At 62.9% G+C, this 12,178-nt stretch carries 10 protein-coding genes and 1 pseudogene; 7 read left to right on the forward strand and 4 right to left on the reverse strand.

What is annotated here, in order from left to right; all coding sequences use genetic code 11:
- From BLT98_RS28430 to BLT98_RS28440, 3 genes and pseudogenes are all read left to right on the forward strand, one after another.
- Positions 1 to 210 (forward strand): annotated as a pseudogene (locus BLT98_RS28430) (sulfoacetaldehyde acetyltransferase); the annotation flags it as partial.
- Positions 211 to 421: 211 nt separating this feature from the next.
- Entirely contained in the window at positions 422 to 1,423 is a 1,002-nt protein-coding gene (pta, locus tag BLT98_RS28435) for a phosphate acetyltransferase (protein ID WP_092613728.1), read from the forward strand.
- Positions 1,413 to 2,192, forward strand: a complete 780-nt coding sequence (locus tag BLT98_RS28440) for a sulfite exporter TauE/SafE family protein (protein WP_092613730.1) — start codon at positions 1,413 to 1,415, stop codon at positions 2,190 to 2,192. Before pta ends, BLT98_RS28440 begins: the two co-directional genes overlap by 11 nt.
- Here BLT98_RS28440 and BLT98_RS28445 read toward each other — a convergent pair.
- Positions 2,182 to 3,579: an RtcB family protein gene (locus tag BLT98_RS28445; RefSeq protein ID WP_170846523.1), complete on the reverse strand. Its 1,398-nt coding sequence runs from the start codon at positions 3,577 to 3,579 to the stop codon at positions 2,182 to 2,184. The genes BLT98_RS28440 and BLT98_RS28445 overlap by 11 nt on opposite strands.
- 430 nt (positions 3,580 to 4,009) lie before the next feature.
- Here BLT98_RS28445 and BLT98_RS28450 point away from each other — a divergent pair, with 430 nt between their 5' ends.
- The 3 genes from BLT98_RS28450 (at position 4,010) to BLT98_RS29380 (ending at position 6,968) form a co-directional block, all read left to right on the forward strand.
- Positions 4,010 to 4,897, forward strand: a complete 888-nt coding sequence (locus tag BLT98_RS28450) for an RNA ligase family protein (protein WP_092613734.1) — start codon at positions 4,010 to 4,012, stop codon at positions 4,895 to 4,897.
- Positions 4,894 to 6,033 carry an AAA family ATPase gene (locus tag BLT98_RS28455; protein WP_092613736.1) on the forward strand — a complete coding sequence of 380 codons (1,140 nt, stop codon included), beginning with the start codon at positions 4,894 to 4,896 and terminating at the stop codon, positions 6,031 to 6,033. The genes BLT98_RS28450 and BLT98_RS28455 overlap by 4 nt, the downstream gene beginning before the upstream one ends.
- Before the next feature lie 242 nt (positions 6,034 to 6,275).
- Positions 6,276 to 6,968, forward strand: coding sequence for a choice-of-anchor E domain-containing protein (locus tag BLT98_RS29380; RefSeq protein WP_092613738.1), 693 nt, complete (start codon positions 6,276 to 6,278; stop codon positions 6,966 to 6,968).
- Here the strand turns inward: BLT98_RS29380 and BLT98_RS28465 are convergent, their stop codons facing one another.
- From BLT98_RS28465 to BLT98_RS28475, 3 genes are read right to left on the reverse strand one after another with little or no spacing between them, the layout of a single operon-like run.
- A complete protein-coding gene (locus BLT98_RS28465) occupies positions 6,969 to 8,702 on the reverse strand; it encodes a cobaltochelatase CobT-related protein (RefSeq protein WP_092613740.1) in 1,734 nt (577 codons plus the stop codon).
- Positions 8,699 to 9,673 (reverse strand): AAA family ATPase, encoded by a 975-nt coding sequence (locus tag BLT98_RS28470; RefSeq protein ID WP_244517775.1) that lies wholly within the window; start codon positions 9,671 to 9,673, stop codon positions 8,699 to 8,701. Before BLT98_RS28470 ends, BLT98_RS28465 begins: the two co-directional genes overlap by 4 nt.
- 40 nt (positions 9,674 to 9,713) lie before the next feature.
- Positions 9,714 to 10,556, reverse strand: coding sequence for an IclR family transcriptional regulator (locus tag BLT98_RS28475; protein ID WP_092613744.1), 843 nt, complete (start codon positions 10,554 to 10,556; stop codon positions 9,714 to 9,716).
- Between the two features lie 219 nt (positions 10,557 to 10,775).
- Between BLT98_RS28475 and xsc the strand changes: the two genes are divergently transcribed.
- Positions 10,776 to 12,178, forward strand: a 1,403-nt coding sequence (xsc, locus tag BLT98_RS28480; RefSeq protein ID WP_092613746.1) for a sulfoacetaldehyde acetyltransferase, incomplete at its 3' end; no start/stop codon positions are given.

Raw genomic sequence — 12,178 nt, forward strand, 5'->3', positions numbered from 1 at the left:
ATCGCGCGCGCCATGGGCGCCGAAGGCATCACGGTCGACAAGCTGGAAGACGTGGGCCCGGCCTTGAAAAAGGCGATCGACATGCAGATGAATGAGGGCAAGACCACCATCATCGAAATCATGTGCACGCGCGAGCTGGGCGACCCGTTCCGCCGCGATGCGCTGAGCAAACCCGTGCGTCACCTGGATAAATATAAAGACTACGTCTGATTTGCTGGTGTTGTTGGATTACGCCCTCTGGGCTAATCCAACCTACCCAACCTACGCGACTGTGTAGGTCGGATTAGCCAGGCGCAAGCCCGGCGTAATCCGACACCACCCTGACCGATCCTTGTATGACCCCGGCTTGCCGGGTTTTATGTGCCGGAACCATCTTCATGCTTGCGTGGTTCCGGCACTTTTTTACCGAATTGGAGTCGCCATGAAAGCCCTGCACCGCATCATCGAGCAAGCCCGCGCCGTACCGAAGAACATCGTGTTGTGCGAGGGCGACGACGTGCGCGTGCTGCAGGCGGCCGCGCGGGCGGCAAGCGAAGGCCTGGCGAATATCACCATCGTCGGCAAGCCGGCCGCCATCCTGGCCCTGGCGCGCGAACATGCGCTGGACCTGGATAGCGTGCGCCTGATCGACCCGGCAGAGTCCAGCGAGTCGGAACACTATGCCCAGCAATTGTTTGTGCTGCGCCAAGCCAAGGGCATGACGGTGGAGCGGGCGAGGATCGCCGTGCAGGATCCCCTTTGCTACGCCAACCTGATGGTGCGCCTGGGCGACGCGGACGGCTGCGTGGCGGGAGCCGTGCACACGACGGCCGACGTAGTGCGCAGCGCCATCCAGATCATCGGCGTCGATCCGGCCTTCAAGCTGGTGTCGAGCTTTTTCCTGATGATGCTGTGCGAACCTTTCCATAGCCTCAAGGGCGGTTTTATCTTTTCCGATTGCGCTTTAGTGGTCGATCCGAAAGCCGAGGAACTGGCCGACATCGCCATGGCGGCCGCCGACAGCGCGCAAGCCTTGCTGATGGAAGAACCGCGCGTGGCCATGCTGTCGTTTTCCACCAGCGGCAGCGCCCACCACGCGGCCGTCGACAAGGTGCATGCGGCAACAGACCGGGTCAAGGCCCAGCGTCCGCTGCTGGCCATCGATGGCGACGTGCAGCTCGACGCGGCCATCGTGGCCGAGATTTCGCAGAGAAAAGTCAAGGATTCCGTCGTCAACGGCCGCGCGAACGTGCTGGTGTTCCCGAACCTCGACGCGGGCAATATCGGCTACAAGCTGGCCGAACGCATGGGCGGCGCCGTCGCCATCGGCCCCCTGCTGCAAGGCTTGAAGAAGCCCGCCAACGATCTGTCGCGCGGTTGCAGCGCGATTGACGTGTACAACGTGATTGCCGTCACGTCCGTGCAGGCCCAGGGTGGACGCTGACTTCCTGTTCAGCTTGCCGGTGCTGGCGCTGCTGGGCGTGGTTGCGGCGGGCACGTATTTTCAGACCGTCACGGGTTTTGGCCTGGGCATGATCGTCATGGGCGTGGCCAGCGGCCTGGGCCTGGCGCCCGTGCCCGCGCTGGCGGCCCTCGTCAGTTTGTTGTCCTTGGCGAATTGCCTGGTGGCCTTGCCGGGCGCCTTGCACCACCTGGATTGGCGCGCCATCCGCGCCGCCAGCATCGGCTTGCTGCCGGCCATGGCGGCCGGCGTGCTGTTACTGGGATACCTGGACCAGGCGTATGCGCCCCTGCTGAAACTGTTGCTGGGCGCGGCCATCGTGTATGGCGGCGTCAGCATCCTGCTGCAGGCGCCGCCGGGACCGGGCGCGGCGGACAGGCGCAGCTTTTTTATTAGCGGCGTGTGCGGCGGCCTGTTCTCGGGCCTGTTTTCGCTGGCGGGACCGCCGCTCGTGTACCAGTTTTATCGCCAGGAAATGAGTTTGAAAACCATCCGCTACAGCCTGATCTTTTTGTTCGCCATCAGCGCGGGCGGACGCTCGCTGATGGCGGGCAGCCAGGGCCAGCTCGACGCGAAAGTCTTGCTGCTGTGCGCGCTGGCCTTGCCCGTTGGCGTGCTGGCCACGATGGCCGGCAAGCGCTATCCGCCACCGATCGCCCAGCGCGGCATGCGCCGGATCGCGTTTGCCGTGCTGACCGCCATCGGTATCTCATTGATGGCGGCCGCCGTGCCGCAATTGCTCAGGCCTTGAACGTCAGCAGGGGCTTCAAGCGCGCCACCGATTGCAGCAAGCCAGCTTCCTCCTGCGCGGCGATGACGGGACCGATCTTTTTATACGCCATCGGCGCTTCCTCGACGCGGCGTTCTTCGCGCAAAGTCACGCACTGGAACGCCATCTCGTCGCCGCCCAACGTGGGCCGCATGGCGCGCATGGCCTGGCGACGGATGCTGCGCCCCGCGCCATGCGAGCACGACCACAGCCAGTCAGGATTGCCCATGCCCGTTGCCACATAGGAGTAATCGCCCATGGAGCCGGGGATCAGCGCCAGGTCGCCTTCGCGCGCCGGCGTGGCACCCTTGCGGTGGATGTTCATGCCGTGCTCGCGCAGGATGACGTTGTGGGGCACGTCCACCACCAGGCGAGAGGTATCGTGCGCATACACCTGCGACAGGCTGTCGCGCACCAGCTCGGCCAGGACCATGCGGTTGACCCAGGCATAGCGCGATGCGACGCCCATGGCGTCCATGTAGTCGCCGGCCAGTTCGCCCGTCAAGCCGTACAGGCCGGACTGCGGGTGGCGCACGCCTTTCGGCCAGGCCTCTTTGGCGCGGTCCATCCAGCGGCTGCCGACAAAAAAGCCCACGTCGCGGCTGCCGCTGTGGATCATGACGACCACTTCGCCAGGCACCAGCCCGTGCCGGTACGCGGCATGGCGGTCCATGACGGCATCGACCAGCTGGATTTCCACGAAATGGTTGCCCGATCCCGTGGTGCCCAGGCTGGGGTCGCGTATCACTTCGCGCGTGCCGACCAGCGCTTCGGGCGCATGGCGCAAGCCGCCGCCCAGTTCGCGCAGGGCGATGCAATCGTCGAGCTCGCGCAGCAGGCGTTGCTTGTCGACGCGGGGCCACAAGCCCTCATTGTGCAGGCTGTCGATGAACGCTTCCGGCCCCACGTCGAACAGGGCGGCAAACGCTTTCGAGCGCAGCGGCACGTTGCGGCCGTCTTCCAGCAGCACGTGCTTGAGCTTGCCGAGCAGCTGCGGCTTGCGCACCTCGAACTGCGCCAGGCTCAGGCCCGTCGTGATCAGGCGCATGCCGCAGGCGATGTCCGTGCCGGGGATGGCGGGAATCACCATGTCGGCACTGGTGGCGACGATGCTGCCCACGGGCGCGATGCTGCCCGGGTGGAAGTCGGGCGTGGCGCATGCCTTGCACACGTGGCCATCCTGGCCTGGCACGCTGACGGCGGCAAACTCCATCAGCTGGCGCACGGCTTTTTCCTCGAGCGGAAAGTTGTGGGGCAGCAGCACGGACGCCTGCGCGTGCGGATTGCTGAGTGTATAAATGCCGTCGGCATAGGCGACAGCGATGCCCTGGCGGCGCAGGGCTTTTTGTAATCTGGATAGGGGAAACACGATTCTGCTCCGGAAATAACGAATGCACGGCCCTTTTGCAAGGGCCATGTTTGTTTTCCACGCAGCAGCGACAGGAAGTGCCGCCAGCTTAGCAAACTTTGTGCCGCTTGCAAAGCGAGGGTGGGCACAAGCGTGCGCACGATACGCGGAGCCACTTGCAAAATAATCAAACAGCCTTTATATTCGCCGTTCTTTCTCGAACCTCTTCCTTATTGGAGCCAAAAGTGCCTCGCTTCTTCGCCATCACCTGCTAACGCTGACGAAATGCTCTCTGCAGCATCGTTCGGCGCGTTGACGCCCCCGATTGCAGCGGCACTGCTCCCTCCGCACACGTATCCGAGACGCTAGTCTCGATCGTCCACGCCCGAACACGTCGTCAGCACACCTGACCCTGTATGGACACGCCCCGGTGAACGCGGCGTGGGACGCTATGTTTTTACAATCTTTACCCTTATTCAAATACCCGCGCACGCCGCACCTGGAAGGCTCGCGCCTGCAGGACGGCGACGACGGTTCCGACCAGATGCCCCTGAAAAAGCTGGCCGGCCAGTACGTCGTCATCGAGGAAAAAATCGATGGCGCCAACTCTGCCGTGTCGTTCAGCGATGCGGGTGAGGTGCTGCTGCAGTCGCGCGGCCATTACCTGGCGGGCGGCGGCAGCGAACGCCAGTTCAACCTGTTGAAACCGTGGACGCATGCGCATGAACACGCTTTGCTGCATCTGCTGGAAGACCAATTTGTGCTGTTCGGCGAATGGTCGTACAGCAAGCATTCCGTGTTTTACGACCGCTTGCCCCATTACTTCAACGAGTTCGACGTGTATTGCCGCCGCACCCGGATGTTTTTGTCGACGGCGCGTCGCCACGCCATGCTGGCCGGCTCGCCCGTGCTCTCCGTCCCCGTGCTGTATGCGGGCAAGATGCCCTCGTCGCCCAAACAGTTGTGGCAGTTGCTGCGCCATTCGCTGGCCAAGTCCCAACTGTGGCGCGACGCTTTTGAAACCGCGGTGGCGCGCGAACGCCTGCCGCTGGACCTGTGCTGGAAGCAGACGGACAAGTCCGACCACGCGGAAGGCCTGTACCTGAAAGTGGAAGACGACGAGCAAGTGCTGGCCCGCTACAAGCTGGTACGCCATGACTTTACGCAAACCATCCTCGACAGCGGTTCGCACCACAGCACGCGGCCCTTGATCCCGAACCAGCTGGCCGAAGGCGTGGACCTGTACGCGCCGCAGCCGCTGGTGACGTGGGAAAGCCTGGGCTTGCACACCTGCCAGTCGCTGGATGAACTGGCAACCTTTTCAAGGAATACAAGATGAACTGGAAACAGTTACAACAACTGGTGCCGCCAGCGGGCCAGTCGCCCGATTTCAATGCCTGCCTGGCCGCCTTCCCGCAGCTGGAACTGGCGAAAACGACGCCGCAAAACCCCGTGTATCACGCGGAAGGCGATGTGTGGACGCATACGATGATGGTGGTGGAATCCCTGCTGGCCATGCCCGATTACCAGCAAGCGGCGCGGGCGGAACAGGAAATCGTGTTCCTCGCCGCCTTGCTGCACGACGTGGCCAAGTGCAGCACCACGGTGATCGACCCGGTGACGGGCGCCATCGGCCAGCCCGGCCACTCGCGCAAGGGCGCCCTCGATGCGCGCATCGCCTTGTGGGATTGCGACGTGCCGTTTGCCGCGCGCGAGGAAATCTGCCGCCTGATTAACGTACATCAAGTGCCCTTCTTTGCACTGGAAACGTCGCGGCGCGGCGTCACGCCGGAATTTACCGTGCGCGAACTGTCGTGGCAGGTCGATATCCGCTTGCTGGCCATGCTGGCCGAAGCCGATATTCGTGGACGGATCTGTCCCGATCCGCAGCGCATACTCGACGCCATCGAGCTGTTCCGCGAACTGGCGCGCGAGGAGGGTTGCTACGGTCAGCGCAAGGCCTTTGTCGACGATCACACGCGCGTCAAATATTTTCGCGGCGCCGAGGCGCATCCCGATTATTCCCTGTTCCAGGAGCCGGGTTCGCACGTGATCGTGATGTCGGGCTTGCCTGCTTCGGGCAAGAATACGTGGGTGGAGAAGCACCATCCGCGCTTGCCCGTCGTGTCCTTCGACGATGCGCGGACGGCCTTGGGCTTGAAGCACGGCAAGAACGAAGGGCAGGTGGGCGACTATGCGGAAGAGCGGGCGCGCGAACTGCTGCGCAAGGGCGAACCGTTCGTGTGGAATGCCACGCATCTGTCAAAACTGATGCGCGAAAAGACGCTCAACCTGCTGTATAAATACCACGCGCAGGTGGAACTCGTGTACCTGGAGCAGCCACGCAAGGAGTTATTGCGGCGCAATGGCCAGCGCGATACGTCGCTCAGTAACAAGAAGCTGCAGTCGATGCTGTGGAACTGGGAAATTCCCTTGCCGATGGAAGCGCATGCCGTGCGTTACTGTGTCGATTGAGGCGCCAGCAAAGGTGCGGCGCTTCATTCGGCCGGCTGTTTGATCGTTTCCGGGGAAATCAAAATAACAACACTTATTTTTAAAATTGCAACAAACTGAGTATATTGCGATTCTTTCATTTATTACAATGGATTGCCTGGAGCGCTGAATGGCCGGGCTGTGGCGCGAGGGAGTTCCCTCGCGTTTCCTGAGTGAATCACTGGCTGATCCACTCTTCCTCTTTGAATGAATTGGAGTCCTCAATGCAAAAATCCCTGATCGCACTGGCCGCAGCCGCCATGGTTGGCTTTGGCGCCATGTCTTCCGCCCAGGCGGCCACCCAGACCATCACCTTCAGCGCCGACCGCGCGCTGGGCGCCACCAACTGGGCCGACACCCTGGGATTGGGCAAGTTCGACAGCAACCTGGGTACCTTGACCTCGATCAAGTTCCACCTGGAAGGCGCCGTACAGGGCAGCGGCAAGGCGGAAAGTCTCGATGCCAGCGCCTCCGACGTGACCCTGAGCCTGGCGTCGCTGCTGACCTTGTACCGTCCCGACAATTCCACCTTGCTGGTGGCTAACCCACTGTTCACGCAGACGTTCGCCCTGAGCGCCTTCGATGGCAGCATCGACTTTGCAGGCACCTCGGGTGCCAATACAGGACCCCGGTTCAGCACGGGCGCCAACTCCTACACGAGCGGCAGTGCCAGCGACTTTGCCCTGTTTTCCTCGGCCGGCGGTGGCTTGATCCAGCTGGGCCTGAACGCCATCGGTTCCTCGACGGGCAGCGGTTCCGGTAATTTGCTGACCCAATTCCAGACGGCCGCTTCCGGCCGCGTGGCAGTGACGTATGAATACATCAGCGCCGTGCCGGAACCGGAAACGTATGTGATGCTGCTGACGGGCCTGGCGCTGGCCGGCGTGATGACGCGCCGCCGCAAGTCCATGGTGTGATCAGCGCTTCCCGCGTCCGGCGAGCAGCTGGGCGATTTCGCTGAACAGTTCATTGTTCAGCGAGGCGGGCAGGGTGGTGGCCAGGCTGCGGCTGTAGTAGGCGCCCAGGTCCAGGCCCAGGCCCAGCCCGCAGATTTCCACGGCGCCCTGCGCTTCGCGGCGCGCCACCACTTGCTTCAAGTGTTGCGCCAGGTAAAACTCGTCGTTGGCCAGATTCGTGGCCGTATCCATCGGACAACCGTCGGACACGACGAGCAGGATGCGCCGCCGTTCCGGGCGCGCCAGCATGCGGGTGCACGCCCAGTCCACGGCTTCGCCATCGACGCCTTCGCGGTACAGGTCCGCTTTCAGCAGGGCCGCGATGTCGGGCCGCGCGCGGCGCCAGCTCGTATCGCCATCCTTGAAGACCATGTGCACAAGTTCATTCAGACGGCCCGGGTTGGCGGGCGAACGGGCGCGCATCCAGTCGCGCCTGACACGTCCCCCGTTCCACGCGCCCGTCGTAAAGCCCAGCAACTCCGTGCTGATCCCGGCCTGGTCCAGCGCGCGCAGCAGAATGTCGAGCAGCACGGCCACGGATTCCGCATGCGTTTTCATGGAGCCGGAGCAGTCGACGAGAAAGGTGACGAGGCAATCGGCCTGCGGCAGGAACTGTTCCTTGCGGAATAGCCTGCGTTCGGACGGCGAGCTGATCAGCTGCGCCAGGCGCCGGCCATCGATAGTTCCCTCTTCCTCGCCGAACGACCAGCCGTCGCGCTCGGGTATGGCCAGCAGTTGCGTGAAACGCCGCGCCAGGCGGGCCGTGTTGATGCCCAGGCTGGCGATGCGCGCATCCATGCGTTCGCGGTATTCGAGCAGCAGGGCGCGGCGCACCAGCTCGCCCGCTTTTTCTTCGCGGTCGTATGCCGTGCTGTAAATCCGGTAGGCGCCATCGCCGTCGCTGAAGGCGCGGCTCTCGCCCAGCGGTGCGGCATCGGGCAGATGGTCATTCTCGCTGTCAAAATCGAGCAGCAGCTTGAAGGCCGCCTGCGCCTTGGCGTCGCCGGACTCGTCCTGGCTGCCGTCGCGCGCCGTTTGCGCGTCTTGCAACATGGCATCGACGGCGTGGGCGATGGCCAGAGAGTGGCGCGCAAAGGCCGCCTGGTCCATGCGGTGGCGGCGCAATCCGGCCAGGTCGCCGCTCAATTGTGAAGAGATGGACCAGCGTGTCGCTTCGATGAAATCTTCCGTCTTTTCCAGCACGGGCCGCGCCGTCAGGCGCGACCAGCACATCTGGAATACCGTGTACAACAGCAAGCCCGAGGCGCCCTCGGCCAGGCCGGAATCGTAGAACGCATGCGACCATGCCGTAAAACGGTGGCGCAGGTTGCCGATGACGCCAGCGTGGTGTTCTGGCGCAAGCGTTTCCACCCTTAACTGTTCCAGCAATTCGAACACGAGGCGCGCCACGGGCTCGGGCGGGCAGAGGGACTTGTGCAGGGCGGCGTCCGTGTGCAGCAGGCGCAGGGCCACGCTGTCTGCCGCGCCGCGCAGCGAGGGCAAATCCTGCAGCGCCGCATCGGGCTGCAGATGGGCTGCGTGGATGGGCACGGGGCGGTGGCCGTCGTGCAGGCGCCGGCCACGGTAGCGGATGGCGGCAACGCCGCTCAGCGCGCGGATGGCGCCCGCGCACAACTCGTCCGTTTCCTGCTGCGCTCGGGTGTAGGCGGCAGGCGCGGTCGCTTCGGCGTTCATGCCTGGCTCGCCAGCAATTCTTCATTGAAACAGCGCTGGTAATACTCGGCCACCATGGGCCGCTCGGCCTCGTCGCATTTGTTGAGGAAGGACAGGCGGAAGGCCAGGGCCGGGTCGCGGAAGATCTGGCAATTCTCGGCCCAGGTAATCACCGTGCGCGGCGACATCAGGCAGGCCAGGTCGCCCGCCGCATAACCGTGGCGCGTGAGGCTGGCCACGGCCACCATGGCGGCTGCCAGTTGGCGGCCCGCCTCGTCGTTCATGGCGGGAACACGGGCCAGCACGATCTCCGTTTCTTCCGCCTGCGGCAAATAGTTCAGGGTAGCAACGATATTCCAGCGGTCGATCTGCGCGTGATTGAGCACCTGCGTGCCGTGGTACATGCCGTTCAGGTTGCCGAGTCCTACCGTGTTCGACGTGGCGAACAGGCGGAAGTGGGGATGCGGCGTGATGACGCGGTTCTGGTCGAGCAGGGTGAACTTGCCGTCGCGCTCGAGGATGCGCTGGATGACGAACATCACGTCGGGGCGGCCCGCGTCGTACTCGTCGAAGATCAGGGCCACGGGGCGTTGCAGCGACCAGGGCACGATGCCTTCCTGGAATTCCGTCACCTGCTGCTGTTCGCGCAGCACGATGGCGTCCTTGCCGACCAGGTCCAGGCGGCTGATGTGGCCGTCCAGGTTGACCCGCACGCAAGGCCAGTTCAGGCGCGCCGCCACCTGCTCGATATGCGTGGACTTGCCCGTGCCGTGCAAGCCCTGCACCATCACGCGGCGGTTGTGGGTGAAGCCGGCCAGGATGGCCAGGGTCACGTCCTGGTTGAAGCGGTAGGCGGGATCGATGTCGGGCACGTGCGGGTCGCGCTCCGTGAAGACGGGCACGCGCAGGTCGCTGTCGATATTGAACAGGCTGCGCACGGACTGCAAGGTTTGCGCCGCTGCGGCGGGGGGATGTTGGCGTGAATCTGGCACCTTGTTCTCCTGTGAAACCGCAGCATGGTCGCTACGGCGGTTATGAGTGACCGGCTTGCAATGCGTCGTCGTCCCCGCCCGTCGTCGGCATGGTTTCCGATTCGATGGCGGCCAGGGCTTGCGCGGCGCGTTGCAATGCTGGCAAGAAATGTAAAGCTTTGTCGTGCGTTAAACGGATGATGGGCGCCTGGATGGCCACGGCCAGGTTCGAGCGGCCGTTCGGGTTCGGCACCAGCACGGCCACGCACAGGAGGCCGGGCAGGAATTCTTCATCGTCCAACGCATAGCCGTTGCGGCGCACCAATTCCAGTTCGCGTTCCAGCTTGACGGGGTCCGTTTCCGTCTTGTTCGTAAAGCGCGTCAATTCCATGTGGCCCAGCAGGCGGCGCCGTTGCACGGGCGTCATTTGCGCCAGGAACAGCTTGCCGCTGGACGAGCAGTGGGCCGGCACGCGCGAACCGGGGTGCAGGTAGAAGCGCAGCGGGGCCGCCGTTTCCACGCGGTCCAGGTACACCACTTCGCTGCCGCTGAAGGCCGTCAGGTTGCAGCTTTCGCCCACTTCCTCGACCAGCTGGCGCAAGACCATGCGGCGGGCGCCATGGAAAGTGTTGTTAATCAGCAGGTTCGATGCGAGGCGGCGCAGGCGCACACCCGTGCTGTAGTGGCGGCCATCGCTTTCGCGCTGCAGCACGCCCACGCTTTCCAGTTGTTGCAGCATGCGGTGCAGGGTCGGCTTGGGCAGCCCCGTTTCTTCCACCAGCGCTTGCAGCGACAGCAACTGGTCTTTTTCGGCAATCACTTCCAGCAAGGCAAACAAACGCATCGTGGGCGTGTCGCCTTCCAGTTTTTCCGGCTCAAGTTTTGGGGATGAAATCATGTCCATGGTGGCCTCGGTTGGGTAGCTATGAGTGTTACTTCAGCTTATTTCATTTTCGAACTCAAATTGTACCGTTTCCTTGAAAATCTGTTTGACTTTTGATTGCTGAACGCTTAAATTGAATTGTATATCAAATTTCGGAACAAAATATACCGATTTTTAATAAATTAGTTGATAATTTCAACAGCTTCAATCACCACAGACCAGGAGACACCGATGAATGACATGACCGAGCAAAAAGCCGCAGCCGCAGCGGCCATCCCCACCGGACCGCAAAAGATGACGCCTTCCGAAGCGTTCGTGGAAACCCTGGCCGCCAATGGCGTGACCGACATGTTCGGCATCATGGGCTCGGCCTTCATGGACCCGATGGATATCTTTGCCCCGGCCGGCATCCGTTTGATTCCCGTCGTGCACGAGCAGGGCGCCGGCCACATGGCCGACGGCTATGCCCGCGTCTCGGGCCGCCATGGCGTGGTCATCGGCCAGAACGGCCCCGGCATCAGCAATTGCGTGACCGCCATCGCCGCCGCCTACTGGGCGCACACGCCGGTGGTCATCATCACGCCGGAGACGGGCACGATGAGCATGGGCCTGGGCGGTTTCCAGGAAGCAAACCAGCTGCCGATGTTCGAGGAATTCACGAAGTACCAGGGTCATGTGACGAATCCGGCCCGCATGGCGGAATTCACGGGCCGCTGTTTTGACCGCGCCATGTCGGAAATGGGCCCGACGCAACTGAACATTCCGCGCGACTATTTCTATGGTGAAATCAAGGCGGAAATCCCGAAACCGAACCGCCTGGACCGTGGCGCGGGCGGCGAACAAAGCCTCAACGATGCGGCGGAATTGCTGGCGAAAGCCAAGTTCCCCGTGATTATCTCGGGCGGCGGCGTCGTCATGGGCGAAGCGATTGAAGAATGCAAGGCGCTGGCCGAACGCCTGGGCGCACCCGTCGTCAACAGCTACCTGCATAACGACTCCTTCCCTGCCAGCCATCCGCTGTGGTGCGGCCCGCTCGGCTACCAGGGTTCCAAGGCGGCCATGAAACTGATCTCCAAGGCCGACGTCGTCGTCGCCCTCGGTTCGCGCCTGGGACCGTTCGGCACCTTGCCGCAGCACGGCATGGATTACTGGCCGAAAAACGCGAAAATCATCCAGATCGATGCCGACAACAAGATGCTCGGTTTGGTCAAGAAAATTTCGGTCGGCATCTGCGGCGACGCCAAGGCGGCCGCCAAAGCGATTATTGCCCGCCTGGACGGCAAGACGCTCGATTGCGACGCCACGCGCGAAGAACGCTATGCCACCGTGCAGGCAGAGAAGGCCGCGTGGGAAGAGGAATTGACGAACTGGACGCACGAGAAGGATGCGTACAGCCTGGACATGATTGAAGAGCAGAAGAAAGAGCCGGGCAATTACCTGCACCCGCGCCAGGTCTTGCGCGAGCTGGAAAAAGCCATGCCGGAAGACGTGATGGTGTCGACCGACATCGGCAACATCAACTCGGTGGCGAACAGCTATCTGCGCTTTGAAAAGCCGCGCAGCTTCTTTGCGGCGATGAGCTTTGGCAACTGCGGCTATGCCTTCCCGACCATCATCGGCGCGAAAGTGGCCGCACCGCACCG

The sequence above is a fragment of the Janthinobacterium sp. YR213 genome (genome assembly GCF_900099875.1).
GTDB classification, from domain to species: Bacteria; Pseudomonadota; Gammaproteobacteria; order Burkholderiales; family Burkholderiaceae_D; genus Janthinobacterium; species Janthinobacterium lividum.

Bases quoted from the DNA above. Each gene is read 5' to 3' on its own strand.
- BLT98_RS28450 (WP_092613734.1), top strand. From the start codon at position 4,010: ATGTTTTTACAATCTTTACCCTTATTCAAATACCCGCGCACGCCGCAC.
- BLT98_RS29380 (WP_092613738.1), top strand. From the start codon at position 6,276: ATGCAAAAATCCCTGATCGCACTGGCCGCAGCCGCCATGGTTGGCTTT.
- BLT98_RS28465 (WP_092613740.1), bottom strand. From the start codon at position 8,702: ATGAACGCCGAAGCGACCGCGCCTGCCGCCTACACCCGAGCGCAGCAG.
- pta (WP_092613728.1), top strand. From the start codon at position 422: ATGAAAGCCCTGCACCGCATCATCGAGCAAGCCCGCGCCGTACCGAAG.
- BLT98_RS28475 (WP_092613744.1), bottom strand. From the start codon at position 10,556: ATGGACATGATTTCATCCCCAAAACTTGAGCCGGAAAAACTGGAAGGC.
- BLT98_RS28455 (WP_092613736.1), top strand. From the start codon at position 4,894: ATGAACTGGAAACAGTTACAACAACTGGTGCCGCCAGCGGGCCAGTCG.